Genomic DNA, 15888 nt, shown 5'->3' with positions numbered 1-15888 from the left:
CATCAATGCTGGCAAATTGGTTTGCCAGCGACCATACAGGAATCATTGTGGGCCAACTTGGATACGTGAGCTGCCCGGTGCGTGATGGCATTGGTCAGCGAATTCACCGGCTTACATCAGCAATGCCATGGGGTGGTCTGCCGGTAAGGTGTGTTCAAAGCTGATGTCTGGGTAAGTGCGGCCTTCCACATGAACGCGGTCTCGGCCAGCATTTTTGGCACTGTACAGCAACTGGTCGGCTTGCCTCAGTGCACCTTCAAGCTGGTCGGCATTGCTGATTGAAGTGATGCCAAAGCTCAGCGTCAGGGCTGGCCCTTTCGGCAATAGCTCCTGGTCATTTCTCAACTCCAGGCCAATGCGCTTGGCGACTTGCTCGGCACCTTGCAAATCGATCTTTGTCAGCAGAACCATAAACTCTTCACCGCCGAAGCGTGCAACCAGATCATTGCTGCGCACATTGTGCTGCATCGCTCTGGCGACAAGCTGCAAGACCTCGTCACCTTTGTCATGCCCCCAGTTGTCGTTGATGCGTTTGAAATGATCAATATCGCTGGCCAGAAGCGCCATGGGATACAGGCGCTGGTCGGCCAGGCGATGCTGTGCGGCTTCACTGAATGCGCGGCGATTCAGTATCTGGGTCAGAGCATCCAGGTCGCGTTCAGTGCGCAGTTGACGGACTGTGTCCCTGATGGTGACTGCACAGACTAAAACCGTGAAGAGCAATGCAAAAAGCAAAATACTCATCAGCGTTGTCAGCCAATAGGTTGAGTTGGCATCCATGGCATCGCCGAGACCGTTATGCGCGAAAGTCGCGACCAGCGTCGGGCGCAGCATGGTAAAGACGGCATAAAACATATAGGACCACAGCAAAATCCTATCCAGCCAGTCGTTGGTGAGGCCTCGTTTGAGAACTGCCGGCACCGGCAGCAAGAGCATCAGAGCTACGCCTATACCGAATGTGTGCAGTCTACCCACCTGGTTCTGCGCCACGTTGGCGAAATAGTAGAGCGAGGCCAGCGTCGCGGCACACAAGACAAGGGCTGCAAGCGGATATGTGGGTACGCACCGACGCTCTGAAAAGCTCTTGGAAAAACACCAAGCTCCCGCCAGAAACAGTGCGTTGACGAGAACCACATAGTGATTGAGGACTTCAAACTTCAGCACGCTGCGAATGCTGATGGACATTGCGGTTAGCAGGAAAGAGGCGCACAGCCAGAGTAGAAAGCGTTGCTTGGGCTGGGTCGCCCAGCACACTCCCAGCAGGCCGGCCAGGAAGAGCAGGGACAGAGATGGCATCAACACAAAGATGTGGTCGTTGCTCGTATGCATACACACAGCCCTTCTGCTAGTGATCACCAACAGACAGGCCAGACTGGCCATATCTCTAGTCAAATCTAAATGCCAAGGCGGCCATTAATGTGTCAGCCGCTCATCTTCCGGATCACAAATTAACAACTTCTTGCGATTTCTGACAGTTCACTTTTCCTCTTTTGGAGGTGAAATAACTAAAAGTGACATTGGCTGACAGAGTGCCGCCAACATCGTCGGTGCCAACCCTTAGCCCATATGTATGAAGGAGATGAGAGATTGATGTGAGTCAGGATTTTTTGCGGCTCAATGAAAAAGGCGGCATTTGCTACATTGAGCCCATGAAAAAAGCACTTGGAACCACCAGCGCAGTACTTTCTGCACTGGCCATCAGCGGTTGTGCCCAGACTCAGTCCGCTGCGCCTGTGATCGGCATGGCCAACCCCGCATCGGTGTACTGCGCCAAGCTGGGCGGCAAGACCCGCATCGAGAAGACCACTGCCGGAGAGCGCGGCATCTGCGTGCTGCCCAACGGCACGGAAATCGACGAGTGGGAGCTGTTCCGCCGCGACCACCCTGCAAAGTAACCGAGCCGTAGTCCTAACATCAGCGGGCTCAAGTGCTAGTAGGTTCTTGGTGCACGGCGGATGACTCGGGCATGTACCTCGCTAAGGCCAAGGGGTCGGCGCGACGCATCGTGCCTCCGTGAATGGCAGACAAAAAAGCCCATACGGCGCAGGCTGGGTGAGCAGGGTCTGGACAGTTCAGCCAGCTTCACCAATGGCTAGGCATTGGCTGTGCCCAAAACAGTCAGCACCGCGCCGTCTTGGGGCTGCGCAGAGAAGTTATGCCTTTCTTGCTGTAGCCGCTTCGATCTGCTTGCAGTATGCAAATCTGAAAAATCTGTGCGAACTTGTGGCGCTTTAAATGGGCCGCGTAGGCACCCTGTATGTCAAAGCATGCTTTTTTTCTGTCAGCCGTGAATTGGGCGGCGCAGACAGTGCCGTGCCGCATGCAGCAATTGGTAACTGATAAGTGCTCCTGGCAATGCCATGCGAATGACGTAGTGATAAGTTTTTTCATCTGTCCTTCGGCTCACCAGCTATGCCTGAAGAATTCCTTGGGGGCTCGAGGTGCAGCTCTTATGAAGGAGAAAATCATGGCCACTCCAGTCAGCGTTGAGAAGCTAGAAGTCAGGTCACACAGCGAGCCTGATGAACTTCGCACACCTAGCAAAACTCGCGTGGAGCTCGTAAAGCTTCAGGGCTACACGATTGGACGGTTCAACTTTGAGCCCGGATGGCGCTGGTCCGAATGCATCAAGCCCGTGGTGAAGACCGACTACTGCCAGCTCTCGCATGTGGGGCACGTTGTTTCGGGAAAGCTCACCGTTCAAATGCAGGACGGCTCTCAGAAAATGCTCAGCGCAGGGGAGTCCTACGCCATCCCACCCGGTCACGATGCCTGGGTCGAAGGGACTGAACCCTTTGTCGGCCTTGAGGTGCTGAGTGCAGAGGTCTACGCAAAACCTTCCGAGTAACGCTCGCGCAAGTGCTTGCGGGCTTGCCATAGCAGATTGAGGTAGCGGTAGTACATGCCAACCACTTGGCAAAAAAGCCTGCTAGGTCTGGAACCTTGCGGGCTTTTGTCTGCTTGGCGGGCGCTTCCGAGCTTCTGAATTGGCGATTGCGTTGCGCCCGCCCTATCTGCATTTGAAGGTGTGCTGCAGCTGATGGCATCGTCTGGATTGAACTAGCAGTCTTGCTTTCCATAGCAGGCAGCAGCCGGCTGTGTTGGCTGTCGTGGTGCTGGAGCTGTTGCCGTTGCCGTACGGTGTCGATGGGGCATGGGCTGTTCGCGGGGGGCAGCGGGACGGTAGATCAGGGCTTTTCACGCAGGCACTGGACGGTGTGGGCGTCCAGCCATTCGGCGTGCATGCCCGGGCAGGCGAACTCGTCGCGCACGGATTTGGTGAGGGTGGTGGGTTCGTCTGCCTGGGCGTTGGGGGTGGCAAGCCACAGTACGCCCATGAAGATGGCGGCGACGAGGATCAGGGATTCGATGATCTTTTCCATGATATTTCTCCGGTCTGGCGCTTGTCAGGAAAACGCCTGTGGTTATCAAAATCGATGAGGTCGACCGTTCACAGCGGCCAGGCTTCCGGGGTGGTGGCAATGACGACCGCCACGCCGATGAGGCAAAAGATCCCCAGGAGGCTGAGGCCCCATTGCACGGCGGTCAGTAGCCTTGTTCCAAGGCCGGGGCGATCAAGAGCAGGACTGTCAGGAGCAGCGCGAGCAGGGCGGTGGGGATGTGTGGCCATTTCACAGGCCTCCCTTCTCGCGCAGGCGCTGCACGAGGTCTTCATCAACGGGTTGAGGAACGGTGCTGTACAGCATGGAGTCTCCTTTTGGCGAGAAGCAGGCCCGCTGGATGGGCGGGGTCGGATAAAAAAGACCAGCGCTCTTGAGAGCAGGCGAAACCAACAAAGGTATGGTGGAGTGAATGCGCTTCGCGCTCTGGCGCAGCAAGCTGTTGCCTTGAATTTTACTGTTATTTTTATCAGTGCTGTTCATTTGTACAGTAGTTTAAATTTCCCCTGTACAGCGCGTCAACAGACATCGACCTCATGTGTTGCGTGGCTGCACTGAGCGTCTACCGGCAAAGAAAAAGCCCACCGGCGTTGGCTGGTGGGCTTGCGTGTAAAGGCCGATGCCTTGCGGCGTGCCTGGGGAAGCAGAGGGAGGGTAGAGAACCTCAGGCTCGGCAGAAAGCAATGGATATCATCACCATCTGGTGTGACCGCTCAGACCGCAGCTCACGGCTTGTGCACCACGGTATTGGTAAAGCGTATTTCAGGCCTCGATTTTGAGCAATACCTTGTACCGGGAACCATCACACCAGATGGCCCCGCTTGACCCTGCGGGGAGAGGTCGCGCTTAAGGCCCGCGGGGCCAGGAGGCTACATTTGAAAATCTCCGCGCAAAAAAAAGCCGACCGCGAGGTGGGCTGAACTCCAACTGGTTGGCGGCCGGCGCCGACCGGCCTGCGGTTCTTCTTGAGTTTGGGCGCTAGCGCATGTGTGGTTGCGTGCCGGGGTCAGACAAAGGGCACACCGTAGTGGTCATAAACACGGCGGCCGTAGTCGTCGGTGTATTCAGGCAATGTGCCTCCCTCGTAGCGAGGGGCGTTTTCAAGCCGTTCCTTGGTGACAGAAACCACGTACCCGCCTTGGCTGGGTTCGTATTTGAGGCTATCCCACGGCAGTGGGTAGAGATCTGAGCCGATGCCCAGGAAACCGCCAAACTGCATCACTGCATATCGAATCTTGCCGGTGAGCTTGTCGATCATCAGTGAGTCGATAGCCCCCAGTTTGTCGCCGTTGGGGTTGTAGACGCTGGTGCCGTTGACACGATCGGATGAGATGACAGGTGAGGCTGGTTGCATTCCTGCTCCTTTCTTTGCGTGGTACAGAACAACGCTGGCAAGGTGGGCCAGCGCTGAGGCGCTCACATTCACTGCTGGGGCGTTTTGTGCTGTTGCCCGGGTTGCTGTTGCTGAGCAGGGGTCTTCTGCTGTCCTGGGGTTTGCTGTTGCTGCTGGCCGGGTTGGCTGGTGTTCTGGCCTGGTTGGCGTTGCCCAGGGTTTTGCTGCTGCTGTTGCTGCTTGTCCTGTTGGCTTGGGCTGTGTTGCTGGTTCGCTTGTTGCGTCATGTCCTTCACTCCTTCAGGTTGGTGACCAGCAAACCGGGTTGGCTTGCTGTGGGTGCATGGTCGCCGAGTCATGGAAAACCCTTCTGTAGGAGAACGTGGCGCAACGCTGAATTTTGTGAATTCACGGCCATTACGTAGCATTTGGTTTACGTTTGAGGCGGAACTCTCGATATTCCTCACAGTATTCATCAGGACAGGCAGCAGGATATGGTGGGTTCCGGGCCCATTCAGGGTTGCGGTTTCTGCTGCCCTGATGCAAGTCGTTCCAACCGCAGTACCCTGGATCGGGTCCACCGGCTGGCCTTATGCCTTGGTGGAGGGCGCTGCGGTGATTCCAGTCAGCCTAGCCACTTTGCCCTTGTCCGCATTCGGCAGGCCCATTGGCTTTTCCCAGAGCTAGCTGTTTTGATAGCTTCCGGCGTTTGGTGGATAAGCGCTGGAGGCTTATTTGATCCAGATTCCTGAGTGCGGAGAAAAGCCCCTGCAGCTACTGGTTGGCAGGGGTTTTTCTGTTCAGGCCAGGCAGTTCAGGTCGTAGCCCACCATGAAGAGTGAAGCTTCCATGGCGCGCATGCGATCGGGCTGGCCTGAAAACAGGCTGGGGGTCTTGCGCAGGGTTTCGGTCATTACCCAGGCCAGCCGTACCTTGGCGCCAGCCCAGCGCTGGGGCGTGCTTTGGCTGGTGTAGAGCAGGGTGCCCGGCGACGGTGGCTGGTCAAACAGGCAAGCCAGTTTGTGCTGGGGCTTCTGGCTGCCGCCGGCCAGAGGGAAGCTCAGCGTATCGGGCAGGTGGCGCGTGCCGCTACTGCGGCGCCAAAACTCCACCAGTGCAGCCGCTGCAGCACTGACCCGCGAGTCATAGATGGGCAAGCCTTCTGCCGAATAAAAGGCGTGCACCTTGGTGAGCATGGAGTTCATGAGCTGCACTGTCGGAAAGCCAGTGCGCAGGCTGGCCGAGCCAAGCGCCATTTCCTGGTGGGTCTGGGCAATGTAGTGGCTGATGTTAGTGCCAAGGCCCACAAGAAAGGGCCGCGCGCCTTCTTTGGGGTTGCGCTCGCCGCCCCAGTCCAGCACATCGCTACAGGCGGCCAGGGTGGCTGTCGCATCGTTGGCCTGCACGGCAGCGCGCAGCTTGGCAGAAAGAGCGCTTGTCTTGATGCACGACTCGGCCCAGTCGCCCGTTGCCAGGCCAGTCGCCCGCCAGCGGTAGTGGTGAGGTACCAGATCGGCAAAACGGGTGGTGGCCATCAAGCCCTTGGGTACGTAGCTGGAAGAGCGAATGTTCAACTGAATCTGTCGCTGGGGGAGTGTGGCTGCAAGCCAGTCGGTAAAGCCAATGACTTCGGGCTGTTGCAGAAATTCGGTGCGGTTCATTGATGTCTTGTGGCCTGTCGGATTTCTGGTTTTGGTCAGTTGGTGCTGCTTTGACATTGTCGTCTGGCGCGGGCGGCTGATGGAGCAAGGAAAGGCAGGCTGCAGCAATGAGTGCGCACGTCCCTGGTTTGTCCGGCGGCGGTGTGTCGAGCGCGTTTTCAGGCTCTGACTCCCCGGTGGTTGAGGAGACTCCATGCGCTGAAACCGAGCGAGATCACGCACCAGGTAATCCAGTGCTTAGAGGGCCTGGCGCAGCCTGGTTCGCCCGCAGCGATTGCCATCGCCTATGCCATTGCTGCATGCGGCGTTGCAGCCGCAGGTCTGACGGGCTGGGTGTTGGCTATCCGCTGGTGGTGATCAGAACCTGAACGTCGCTCCGACGATCGGGCCGCTCTGGCTGAAGTCCAGTCGCTTGCCGTCGTCACGGTAGTCCACGCTCAGGTGGCGGTAGCCCACGGACACAAAGATGTTTTCCTTGACTTGGTAGTTCACCGAGCCGTGCACCTGCCAGGTGAACTTCGAGCCCACATCCAGCCCACCCATATCGGCATACACCAAGGTGGACCAGCGCGGCGCAATATCGTAGCGCCAGCGTGCGGCGACCACTGGGTCGACGAACGAGGTGTTGGACTGCGCCGAACCCACCCCTGGCACACTCACTTCGGCCTTGATCTGCCATAGGCGCAGGCCCGCCATCAGGTCAACGCTCGACTGCGGACTCAGCATCCAGTTGCGCCCGCCGGTCATCGTCAGCGAGGTCTGGCGAATCTTGGCATTTGCGCTCAGGCCTAAGGGTAAGGCAGCCTTGTCCGATGTAGCGGCGTAGCTGAAATCTCCCTGCAGCACATATTGTCCCTTGCGTGCCGTGCCGTTCACAAAGGCTGCAGCGTCCAGGTCCTCCAGAATGTCCGAGAACGATTTGTTCACGCTCACCGTTGGCGCTCCTCTGAACGGGCGGACGCTGCCGTCCAGCCCCGTCATCCATACATAGGGCGTGAGCTGAAAGCGCCATGCATCGGCTGCCGTCTTGTCCTGTGCCCAGGCCGGCGTGCCTGCCAGCAGGCTCACGGCCAGCGCCGCCGCTGTCATACCCGGAGTGGTGTTGATGTGCTGGGTCATTTGTCTCTCTTACAGCGTGTTCTTGTAAACCTTGCCATCCTTCATGATCAGGCGCAGGTTCTGTTCCGGGTTACTCAGGAAGTCCAGATTCACCGTCGGGTCGCCATCGGCCACCAGAAGATCGGCAAATGCGCCAGGGGCTATGCGGCCCAGCGGCTGGGGATAGGGGTTGCGCTCGCCCGACAGGGCCAGCAGTTCGCCGTTGGTGCCCGTGGCCTGCTTCAGCAGCGTCATGGGGTCGTAAAAGCGCGTCAGTTTGGCCAGTTGCTTGCCCTGTGTGACCGTGCCCTTGGGACTGAACAGAATGTCCGTGCCCCAGCCCGTCTTGATGCCGTACTTCTGCGCCATCTCATAGGCGCGCACCGTGCCCTGGGCCACGCGCGACTGGCTCTCGCGGCGCACTGCATCGGTGTAGGGGTTGGCGTCCTCGTCCTGCAGAAACGGCTGCAGGCTCCACCACACGCCCTCGTCGCGCATCATGCGCGCGCTTTCCTCGTCGGCCAACTGGCCGTGTTCGATGCTTTTTACGCCCGCCTTGATGGCCCGCTTGATGCCTTTGGGGGTGTAAACATGCGACATCACATAGGTGTTCCAGTCTGCGGCGGCCTCCACGCCGGCGCGCAACTCCTTCTCGGTGAACTGGGTGCTGTCCAGCGGGTCGTACAGCGATGCCACGCCGCCGCCTGCCAGCATCTTGATTTGCGATGCCCCCAGCATCAACTGCTCGCGCACGCGGCGCAGAACCTCGGTCTCGCCATCCGCAATCATGGCCACGCCGGTTTGCTCCACCATGCTCAGCGGCTCGTTCGCTGCACGCGGAATATCACTGCGAAGGCGGAAGTCGCCATGGCCCGAGGTCTGAGAAATCATCGCCCCGCTGGGATAGATGCGCGGGCCCGGGATCATGCCCTCGTCGATCGCGCGCTTGAGCGCAAAGGCGGGGCCGCCCGCGTCGCGCACCGAGGTAAAGCCGCGCATCAGCGTGCGCTGTGCCTCCTGCGCGGCGGAGATATACAGATAGCCCAGATCTGCCGTCATGGCCGTCATCTGCGGAATGGCTGCCAGCATGGTGTGCCAGTGCGTATCGATCATGCCCGGCATCACCAGCTTGCCCTGGCAGTCGATCACTTGCGCACCTTCCACCTTCTCGCCGGCAGAGGGCAGGGCGGCAATCAGCTTGCCCTGGATCAGCACCTGGACGCCTTGGCGCACCGACTTGCCCGTGCCGTCAAACAGGCGCAGATTGGTCAGCAACACGGGGCGGTCGGCCGGCCTGGCCGCCCCGCCCGCGCCTGTCTCGGCAGCATGCAGGGTCACAAATGGCGCCATCATGGCCGTCACCCCGCCCACAAACATGCGGCGCGACATATCGCTCATCACCCGCTCATGCAGCAACTGGCACACCACGCTGCCGCAGGTGCAGGTTCTCGGGCGAATCGGGCCGGTCTGCCACGCCAGGCCGGCATCGGTTGCGATTGCGTGACTCATCTGCTTTTCCCTTTTTTCAAAATGAACAAGAGACGCCGCTGCCGGCGTGACAAATGGAACCAAAGGCTCACAATTTGATGCACCGATGCTACACGACGATCGGCCATGAAAAAGCGCCCCACCGCACGAGGGCGATGGGGCGTTGCTTGCATTATGAGAGCGGCCGGGAAGTGGCTGCGCTGCAGTCGAGCATGCTTAAACCGGGCGGTGCACCAGAACCGGAATGCTGCTGTTGACCAGTACGCGCTGGGTCTCGCTGCCCAGCAAAATGCCGGCAATGCCCTTGCGGCCGTGTGATGCCATGCAGATCAGATCGCAGTTACCCTCCTGCGCCTGCTTGATGATGGCCTGATTGATGGAGATATTCGTGACCCGCACCGTCTGGCAGGCCACGCCCTCGGTCTTGGCAATGTCCAGGGCAGCTTGCAACACCTGATCTGCTTCCTTCTGGGCGCTCTTGTCGAACTCTGCAGAGTTGTAGGCGATCAGCGCCTCGGCTCCGTAAATCATGGCTGCGTAATCCGGCATCACATACAGCGCCGTCACCTGTGCGCCTTGTTCCTTGGCCAGTTGTATGCCCGCGCGCAGCGCGGCCTCAGAGAGCTTAGAGCCGTCCGTAGGAATCAAAATGTGCTTGAACATATCCAGCCTCCTTGCGCATAGGTGCGCGTCTTGTTGCCAAATCAATTCGATCGATCACCGAACTCATACTCACACTCCAGGGCTGCTAATGCAACACCTTGAAATGAGTATTCAGACGGTTTCTTGATGGAAATCAAATTCATGAGGTTGCAAGTAAAAACCGCCTCAAGCCCTTATCCATAAAGCGTTGAAAGCTATCAAAAGTAGATTTTCCGAAGGTCTTGCGCAGCCTGCTCTGCGGCTGTTGCCGGTCGGCAGGCTGGACTGGCTCTCGCGGTGCTGGGAGTAGGCTGTTGCCAGTTTGGCCAGTTGGGCATCGGTCGAGCCGATGGTCTCGCCGTCGGCAATGCGCCATGGCAGGCTGTCGAAGGAGGCCTGCCTCAGCTCGGTCACAATCGGCTGTATATGGCGCAGGGTGCGCGACCGTAATTCAGGTTCGGCAGGTGGCTGCTGTGCGCTCATCTATCGGCATCGCCCTGTATCAAGGTCATGAACGCAGTGCGGTGCACTTGCGCCTCAGCCTTCGCGACTAGATTGAAGGTCAGCTCCATGCGCCGAATGCCGGCAGCCTGCTGTGAATGACCTCCATGCGCTGAACGGCATCTATATAAGCCAGTTTGAAGGCAAGCGCCTTCTTGCCTGTAAGGGCCATGACCAGCAGCGTAAGGCCATCACGGACGATGCGGTAATCGGGGAGTGTGCGCCCTGCGGATCCAGTGAATTCGGCCGGGGCGTGGAGTCCTTTGAGAGTGCTAATCAGATTTCAACTGCGGCCCTTGCCGTTGGGTTGGGCGTGGGCTCGCCAATCTTGTGCAAGGTGTTGCGGTCGGTATGGGCAAAAGGCTCGCTCTGGCCGGGGATGGTCAGCGTGGTTTCCTGCTCGTACGACCAGGTGCCGTCCGAGTGCTTGGTGATGGTGATGGTATAGGCGTCGGTTCTGAAGGCGTGCTCCAGAAACGGGTTGCTGGAGATGCCGTTGACGGTGGAGCCGCGCTCGGCCCTGAGGGTGAAGCTGGTGGCGTCAGCCGTGGTCTTGCCCGTGGCCATGGCGGTCTGTCCGCGCGGGATGGTCAGGGTCTGGATGATGTTGCCGGTGGCAGGCTCCCACAGCCAGTAACCGACCTGGTCGTGAAAGGTTTCCACATCGTCGGGCTTGACGATGCGTGTGTGGTAGCGCAGGCCATAGAAGAGCTGTGGCCCGTTGGTTTGCGCATCGATGGGCTGGCACTCCATGTGCTCGATAAAGGCCTGCTTTTCGGGGCCGTCAGCCTTGGGGTTGATGTCCAGGCCGCGCTTGCCGATCCAGATACCGGCCATGCCGGTGAGGGGGCCGAGGTTGGCCAGGGTATTCACATCGGGCGTGGGCTCGGTGTAGATGTCTTTGGGAAAGTTTTCCATATCGTGTAACGGGCTTTCACTTTGAATCTGTTGAAGCCAGTTTACAAGCCATGGACTGAGGGGTTCTTGACGGCAGTCAAGCTGTCAGGTGCTTTCTTCGGTGGTGAGCGTAAAGCGTGCACTTTCGCCGCGCTGGGCGGCTTCACGCGTGAGGAAGATCAGCACGCGATAGCTGGCACCACGTTCGATGCGAAAGGTGCAGATGTTGTTGTTGGCCGAGCCTTGGCATAGAGGCTGGGCAGAGCCGTCCTTGAAGACGTTCATCTGACTGGACGGATTGTTGGTGTTGAGCGTGACGGTCATGCGCTGGAAGGGCCGCGTTTCGAGCCCGTATTGCACGATGCCGTTGCCCGTGATCTGGCCGCTGTAGGAGTTGGTGTAGCCGCCCGGGGTTGTAAAGGCGGCCTGTGCCATGGAGCTGCTGCTGAGATGTAGCGTCATGAGACTGAGCAGGGCAGCAGTTGCAAGCATCGGTTGGAAGCGGGTCATGCAACTCTCCTGAATGTGTTGGACAGGATGGCGCTCCTGGCGCAGCGACGGGTGTCTATGCCGACAGCCAATTCACCATCCTCCACCGCTGCGCCCTAGCGGCAGGAGACATTGCGCCAACTGAATTTGCCGTCGTTAAAGAACTCTGTCCATACCGACATGATGGGAGCCTGACGGTAAGAGAACGTAATCTGGTTAGGGATCTTTGGCCCTAGTGCGGCAGGCTGTCCATCCTTGTCGAAGACCTTGACGATGTAGAGCGTGACGCCTCCATCCTCGTCAGTGTGCAGGACTACCCGGTAGTCCTTGGTGAAGAGATCCCAGTCGAATTGCTTGGTCACATACGTGTGCAGACGGACAAAAGCGCGGTTCGCGTTCTTGGCGGCAGGATTAACTTTTCTCATGACGACACTCCCTGTTGCTCAACGACTTGCCGCAGGACCTGCGAGCTGACATTTCATTGCATTTGACTGATGTTGTATCAAGAGGATGTAAGGAAGTATGTAGGCACTTACAGATCGCGCTAATGGACAGAGCAGATCTGCTGTGTGAGCTTCTCTGAAGCGCTGGGGAGGTGCTTTGCCGGTGCCGCTGTCATCTTTTCTTGATGAAGTGGCCGTGCTAAGTAACTGAGTGAAAAGATAGATTTTTTTAATGAAATCTATTCTGAGCCGGCATGGGTTTGAACGTAAAAATTGCCTGATGATGACAATTTTGAGAGAGGCGCATTGAATTTCAGGATGACGATGCTCTGGCCTGAGTCAACGAAAGCAGGGCTGAATCGCCTTGCCTGAATTCCAACAGGCAAGTCATCGGTAGGTGCTCCCGAAATACTAGGCAATGCGGTGGCTGAGCAGCTGGCAAGCGTCCAAAAGCCAGCTTATCCAATCCTTGAGATATGTCACCGTGCAGGCTCAGAGTTCACCGTGGCTCTGGCAAGTCTCGCTCTGCCAGTTGTCTCTCAGGCCGGTCGTCAAGCAGTGTTAAACCCTGAACCTATTGGTGATGTAGATTTTGTTTCTGCTGCACTTTTCGGTAAATTGGGCGTAGGAAAATTCTGATTTTTGATGCGCAAGTGGCGATCTAGCCCTGTGCCTACTGAATTCAAAAAAAGCCCATGTCCCACCACCTGCAATACACTTTTGCCTCCCGTCTAGACGCCTGGATCAGGCATATGAAGCTGGCCAAGCCTTGCCATACGCAGCAGATGGCTTATGAGTTGGTGATCGACAGCTGGGTGCAAACCAATGCAGAGCTTGGTGCTTCGCAGGAATTTTTGAAGGCCTTGCGCCGGCGTCGGCTGTGCGAGGAGCATGGCTGGCGGGGGGTGAATACGAGCGTTGCGCACTGGGATCTGGATGATGCACACACTGTGCGGATCTATCTGCACGAAGACGGCTCCATCGTGGTGCAGCAAATGGACTCGCAGAATCTCCAGATTCTGTTCACCTTGCCTGGGCATCGTGAGCGATTGGGAGAAGTATCGGAGCGATGTGCCTAGCAGCCAAAAAAATGCCCGCGCAAGGCGGGCAAGTTTTGGGGTCCTCTCGATCCGGTTCTGCAGCTCACACAGTCAATGCATTTGAATAGTTGGCAGAGGCGTTACTTTGGCCTCAATCGCCGTTTATCGCTCTTGCACTGTTGCTGACGCGTTTGAACGGTTGACAGGTTGCCCCATCGGGTGCGGCCAGCAGCTCCTGACTGGCTGGCTGGCCTGCATTTTGCAGCCATGACTTGCAAATCACTTGCCCATCTTGTACCGAGGCAAGCGTGCGACATGCAGGACTGCTATTCGATATTTCTGGCTCCTTAATGTTTGCCGGTGGAGGCGGGCCGGTGTACCAGCACCGGGACATGGCTGTGCGTCAGGACGCGCTGGGTTTCGCTGCCCAGCAAAATTCCGCCAATACCTTTGCGACCGTGTGAGGCCATGCAAATCAGATCGCACTGCAATTCCTGCGCCTGGTGAACAATGGCTTGGTAAACAGAGGCGTGGGTGACTCGCACAAAGTTGCAGGGTACGCCTTCAGGTCTGGCAATCTGGTCAACGAACTGCAAAGCCGCATCTGCATCGCTGTTGGCACTTCGCTCGAACTCTGTGCTGTTGTAAGTCAGCAGTGCGTCTGCGCCGTAGATGATGGCGCGGTAATCGGGCATGACATAAAGGCCGGTCACCTTGGCGCCTTGTTCACGCGCAAGCAGAACGCCAGCACGCACGGCAGCTTCTGACAGTTTGGTGCCATCGGTGGGAATGAGCAGGTGCTTGAACATGTTCAGCCTCCTGATGCCGGAAGATGTGCCTGAGAATCAATTTATTCCAATATTTCGAGCTGCGCAATGCCTAGTTCTTGAATGCAGCAGAGTTGTAGACAGGAGGTAAGACTCTGTAACGGGGTCGATCGCGTCGAGTTGTCTCATTCCTCGGGCGAAGGGGGAACGCGATTGAGGATTTCGCCAGTGGCCTCTATCTCGAACTGCTGTGGATTGAGCCAGTTGACCTCCTGATGATCGGCAGTTTCAAAGTAAATGGCAGACGGTCGTATGGAGACGCCATGCGGCATGTCGACCTCATCAAAACTCTGATAGACCAGAATCAGGCGCAGGTCTCCATTGGCGTCTTTGGCCTGTATGTGCTGCAAGAGCTTGCGGTAGGCACTCATAAGACGCCCTCATTGACATGTGTATATGAATGTTTCCACTGTCGAAGAGGTGCTGCAATACCCTGATCCGGGTATCCGTTCTGACGCATATTCGCGCCTGACAAGGAGTTTAGAAGGCTGCGAGGCTTGTGCGAAATGCGTTCCGGCGGACAGGCACAGGCAGAACATCAGCAAATAATTTACATGGCGATCCAGATCGTTCGGCGCCAATACGGAGGGCCTGCTCTGGCGACATCGAGTTTTTGCCTATGCACTGCTGGCAGAGTTGTCTGGCGCCATATCTGCCGGCCGATGGGCCAAGAGCGTTGAGGTGGCTTCCTGTTGGATGCAATGGAAGCTTTGTTGCATCGCCTGCAGGCCTATCGCGGGTCGGGCTCGGAGCTGCACGAGTGCAGGCAGTCAAACCTCACTGAGCTTTCAGACTTGCGGGGCTGCTTGCTCATGGAGTGCCATACGCTCCAGCGCGGCACAGACATCGGCCATGCGTCCGCAGATCAGCAGGCATTCGGGCTGACTGCACGGCTCACGCTGCACGATCTTGAGAAGTCGTGGAGAAGCTGCTTGCCTAGACTCGTCGGTTATTGGCGATTGCAGCTCTGGTGTCGCTGCAAAGGCCTGAGGACAAAGCGTATTGCTGCCTAGACGACTGCGGCCGCGGTTGGCGCGCATGACAGGAATGCTGATCTGCTTCGCCTTTGGGCGATTGGTAGTGAAGGATACAGGTTCTGCAGCGGCTTCGCTTGCATCATCAGAGCAGAAGTTCGGGTTGAGCGACAGCGTGGCAGGCTGCCCTTTAAGGGTCAGGCGTGTCAAAGCCTGCAGTGATGTGGCGAATCCCATTTGGCAACTCCTCTTGATGACCTTGCGGCATGGATAAGGGCAGGATTGCGTTCTTCAGGCAAAGCTCCGCCCAGGGCGAAGCTCAACGGCTTCGCGCCTACCACCTGGGCTTGAGAGGGAAAGAGGCCCGGTGCCTCCGCTGCATAGGCGGAGGGACGCCGTCTGCCCGTTACATGAACATGCTGTTGCGGATAAGGCCTACGGCCAGGCCTTCGATGGCGAATGGCTCTTCAGGATCGACGTGAATGATCTTGTAGTCGGGGTTCTCGGGCCGCAGCTCGATGCCTTGAGGTGTGCGCTTGAAGCGTTTGACGGTCACGTCGTCACCGAGGCGGGCCACCACAATCTGGCCGTTGCGCGCTTCATGCGTAGCCTGTACCGCCAACAGGTCGCCGTCCATGATGCCCGCGTCACGCATGGACATTCCGCGGACCTTGAGCAGGTAATCGGGCTTGGCGGCAAACAGGCTGGGCTCGACCGAATAGCTCTGATCGATATGTTCCTGGGCCAGAATAGGCGAGCCGGCAGCGACGCGGCCGACCAGTGGAAGCACCAGCGGAGCCAGTGCCGTGAGCGGCAGCGCAAAGCTGGCACCGCGTGCCGCATTGATGGTGCGCACGGTATCGGCGCGCAGGCGAATGCCGCGCGATGTGCCGCTGACCAGATCTATGACGCCCTTGCGGGCCAGTGCCTGCAAATGCTCTTCTGCAGCATTGGCCGACTTGAAGCCAAAGGTGCTGGCAATCTCGGCCCGGGTAGGGGGCGCACCCGTGCGAGCGATGCTGGACTGGATGAGGTCCAGAATCTGCTGCTGGCGGGGAGTGAGCTTGGGGTGGTCCATGGGCATTCCTTGATCG

19 protein-coding genes are annotated in these 15888 nt (G+C 58.0%); 3 read left to right on the top strand and 16 right to left on the bottom strand.

The window, feature by feature from the left end:
* Positions 1–111: 111 nt before the first annotated feature.
* On the bottom strand, positions 112–1329 hold the full coding sequence (locus AAIL67_RS09540; RefSeq protein ID WP_003062847.1) for a GGDEF domain-containing protein: 1218 nt from the start codon (positions 1327–1329) through the stop codon (positions 112–114).
* A 320-nt stretch (positions 1330–1649) separates the two neighbouring features.
* Between AAIL67_RS09540 and AAIL67_RS09535 the strand changes: the two genes are divergently transcribed.
* Positions 1650–1895, top strand: a complete 246-nt coding sequence (locus tag AAIL67_RS09535) for a DUF333 domain-containing protein (protein ID WP_034361540.1) — start codon at positions 1650–1652, stop codon at positions 1893–1895.
* 572 nt (positions 1896–2467) lie between these two features.
* Complete coding sequence (locus AAIL67_RS09530) at positions 2468–2848, top strand: cupin domain-containing protein (protein WP_034361542.1); 381 nt, start codon at positions 2468–2470, stop codon at positions 2846–2848.
* Positions 2849–3188: 340 nt separating this feature from the next.
* On the opposite strand, the gene AAIL67_RS09525 is transcribed toward AAIL67_RS09530, so the two are convergent.
* From AAIL67_RS09525 to AAIL67_RS09475, 11 genes are all read right to left on the bottom strand, one after another.
* A complete protein-coding gene (locus AAIL67_RS09525) occupies positions 3189–3383 on the bottom strand; it encodes a hypothetical protein (RefSeq protein WP_003053971.1) in 195 nt (64 codons plus the stop codon).
* A 249-nt stretch (positions 3384–3632) separates the two neighbouring features.
* Positions 3633–3884: a hypothetical protein gene (locus AAIL67_RS09520; RefSeq protein WP_167599004.1), complete on the bottom strand. Its 252-nt coding sequence runs from the start codon at positions 3882–3884 to the stop codon at positions 3633–3635.
* A gap of 523 nt (positions 3885–4407) precedes the next feature.
* The gene (locus tag AAIL67_RS09515) at positions 4408–4755 is read right to left on the bottom strand and encodes a PRC-barrel domain-containing protein (protein WP_003062855.1); all 348 of its coding nucleotides are present in this window, start codon (positions 4753–4755) and stop codon (positions 4408–4410) included.
* A gap of 779 nt (positions 4756–5534) precedes the next feature.
* Positions 5535–6395 (bottom strand): hypothetical protein, encoded by an 861-nt coding sequence (locus AAIL67_RS09510; protein WP_003062859.1) that lies wholly within the window; start codon positions 6393–6395, stop codon positions 5535–5537.
* Between the two features lie 357 nt (positions 6396–6752).
* Positions 6753–7514 (bottom strand): hypothetical protein, encoded by a 762-nt coding sequence (locus AAIL67_RS09505; protein WP_343483864.1) that lies wholly within the window; start codon positions 7512–7514, stop codon positions 6753–6755.
* 9 nt (positions 7515–7523) lie between these two features.
* Positions 7524–9002, bottom strand: a complete 1479-nt coding sequence (locus AAIL67_RS09500; RefSeq protein WP_343483863.1) for an amidohydrolase family protein — start codon at positions 9000–9002, stop codon at positions 7524–7526.
* Positions 9003–9197: 195 nt separating this feature from the next.
* Positions 9198–9644 (bottom strand): universal stress protein, encoded by a 447-nt coding sequence (locus tag AAIL67_RS09495; RefSeq protein WP_003062865.1) that lies wholly within the window; start codon positions 9642–9644, stop codon positions 9198–9200.
* A gap of 165 nt (positions 9645–9809) precedes the next feature.
* Positions 9810–10106, bottom strand: coding sequence for a hypothetical protein (locus AAIL67_RS09490; protein WP_280009538.1), 297 nt, complete (start codon positions 10104–10106; stop codon positions 9810–9812).
* 294 nt (positions 10107–10400) lie between these two features.
* Positions 10401–11042 (bottom strand): heme-binding beta-barrel domain-containing protein, encoded by a 642-nt coding sequence (locus tag AAIL67_RS09485; RefSeq protein ID WP_003062870.1) that lies wholly within the window; start codon positions 11040–11042, stop codon positions 10401–10403.
* A gap of 84 nt (positions 11043–11126) precedes the next feature.
* A complete protein-coding gene (locus tag AAIL67_RS09480) occupies positions 11127–11531 on the bottom strand; it encodes a hypothetical protein (protein ID WP_003062872.1) in 405 nt (134 codons plus the stop codon).
* Between the two features lie 95 nt (positions 11532–11626).
* Positions 11627–11935, bottom strand: coding sequence for a hypothetical protein (locus AAIL67_RS09475; protein ID WP_003053988.1), 309 nt, complete (start codon positions 11933–11935; stop codon positions 11627–11629).
* Positions 11936–12705: 770 nt separating this feature from the next.
* Between AAIL67_RS09475 and AAIL67_RS09470 the strand changes: the two genes are divergently transcribed.
* Positions 12706–13032: a hypothetical protein gene (locus tag AAIL67_RS09470; RefSeq protein WP_003075735.1), complete on the top strand. Its 327-nt coding sequence runs from the start codon at positions 12706–12708 to the stop codon at positions 13030–13032.
* A 308-nt stretch (positions 13033–13340) separates the two neighbouring features.
* Here AAIL67_RS09470 and AAIL67_RS09465 read toward each other — a convergent pair whose 3' ends face one another.
* From AAIL67_RS09465 to lexA, 4 genes are all read right to left on the bottom strand, one after another.
* Positions 13341–13802, bottom strand: a complete 462-nt coding sequence (locus AAIL67_RS09465; protein WP_003062875.1) for a universal stress protein — start codon at positions 13800–13802, stop codon at positions 13341–13343.
* Between the two features lie 143 nt (positions 13803–13945).
* Positions 13946–14191: a hypothetical protein gene (locus AAIL67_RS09460; RefSeq protein WP_003062877.1), complete on the bottom strand. Its 246-nt coding sequence runs from the start codon at positions 14189–14191 to the stop codon at positions 13946–13948.
* A 417-nt stretch (positions 14192–14608) separates the two neighbouring features.
* Complete coding sequence (locus tag AAIL67_RS09455; RefSeq protein ID WP_343483861.1) at positions 14609–15031, bottom strand: hypothetical protein; 423 nt, start codon at positions 15029–15031, stop codon at positions 14609–14611.
* Between the two features lie 169 nt (positions 15032–15200).
* On the bottom strand, positions 15201–15872 hold the full coding sequence (gene lexA, locus AAIL67_RS09450) for a transcriptional repressor LexA (protein ID WP_343483860.1): 672 nt from the start codon (positions 15870–15872) through the stop codon (positions 15201–15203).
* Between the last annotated feature and the right edge of the window lie 16 nt (positions 15873–15888).

Source organism: Comamonas sp. A7-5 (genome assembly GCF_039581385.1).
Taxonomy (GTDB): Bacteria; Pseudomonadota; Gammaproteobacteria; order Burkholderiales; family Burkholderiaceae_C; genus Comamonas; species Comamonas thiooxydans.
The sequence above is the reverse complement of the archived record's forward strand: the minus strand, read 5'-3'. Positions and strand labels throughout refer to the sequence as shown.

Bases quoted from the DNA above. Each gene is read 5' to 3' on its own strand.
- AAIL67_RS09540 (WP_003062847.1), bottom strand. From the start codon at position 1,329: ATGCATACGAGCAACGACCACATCTTTGTGTTGATGCCATCTCTGTCC.
- AAIL67_RS09535 (WP_034361540.1), top strand. From the start codon at position 1,650: ATGAAAAAAGCACTTGGAACCACCAGCGCAGTACTTTCTGCACTGGCC.
- AAIL67_RS09530 (WP_034361542.1), top strand. From the start codon at position 2,468: ATGGCCACTCCAGTCAGCGTTGAGAAGCTAGAAGTCAGGTCACACAGC.
- AAIL67_RS09525 (WP_003053971.1), bottom strand. From the start codon at position 3,383: ATGGAAAAGATCATCGAATCCCTGATCCTCGTCGCCGCCATCTTCATG.
- AAIL67_RS09520 (WP_167599004.1), bottom strand. From the start codon at position 3,884: ATGAACAGCACTGATAAAAATAACAGTAAAATTCAAGGCAACAGCTTG.
- AAIL67_RS09515 (WP_003062855.1), bottom strand. From the start codon at position 4,755: ATGCAACCAGCCTCACCTGTCATCTCATCCGATCGTGTCAACGGCACC.
- AAIL67_RS09510 (WP_003062859.1), bottom strand. From the start codon at position 6,395: ATGAACCGCACCGAATTTCTGCAACAGCCCGAAGTCATTGGCTTTACC.
- AAIL67_RS09505 (WP_343483864.1), bottom strand. From the start codon at position 7,514: ATGACCCAGCACATCAACACCACTCCGGGTATGACAGCGGCGGCGCTG.
- AAIL67_RS09500 (WP_343483863.1), bottom strand. From the start codon at position 9,002: ATGAGTCACGCAATCGCAACCGATGCCGGCCTGGCGTGGCAGACCGGC.
- AAIL67_RS09495 (WP_003062865.1), bottom strand. From the start codon at position 9,644: ATGTTCAAGCACATTTTGATTCCTACGGACGGCTCTAAGCTCTCTGAG.
- AAIL67_RS09490 (WP_280009538.1), bottom strand. From the start codon at position 10,106: ATGAGCGCACAGCAGCCACCTGCCGAACCTGAATTACGGTCGCGCACC.
- AAIL67_RS09485 (WP_003062870.1), bottom strand. From the start codon at position 11,042: ATGGAAAACTTTCCCAAAGACATCTACACCGAGCCCACGCCCGATGTG.
- AAIL67_RS09480 (WP_003062872.1), bottom strand. From the start codon at position 11,531: ATGACCCGCTTCCAACCGATGCTTGCAACTGCTGCCCTGCTCAGTCTC.
- AAIL67_RS09475 (WP_003053988.1), bottom strand. From the start codon at position 11,935: ATGAGAAAAGTTAATCCTGCCGCCAAGAACGCGAACCGCGCTTTTGTC.
- AAIL67_RS09470 (WP_003075735.1), top strand. From the start codon at position 12,706: ATGAAGCTGGCCAAGCCTTGCCATACGCAGCAGATGGCTTATGAGTTG.
- AAIL67_RS09465 (WP_003062875.1), bottom strand. From the start codon at position 13,802: ATGTTCAAGCACCTGCTCATTCCCACCGATGGCACCAAACTGTCAGAA.
- AAIL67_RS09460 (WP_003062877.1), bottom strand. From the start codon at position 14,191: ATGAGTGCCTACCGCAAGCTCTTGCAGCACATACAGGCCAAAGACGCC.
- AAIL67_RS09455 (WP_343483861.1), bottom strand. From the start codon at position 15,031: ATGGGATTCGCCACATCACTGCAGGCTTTGACACGCCTGACCCTTAAA.
- lexA (WP_343483860.1), bottom strand. From the start codon at position 15,872: ATGGACCACCCCAAGCTCACTCCCCGCCAGCAGCAGATTCTGGACCTC.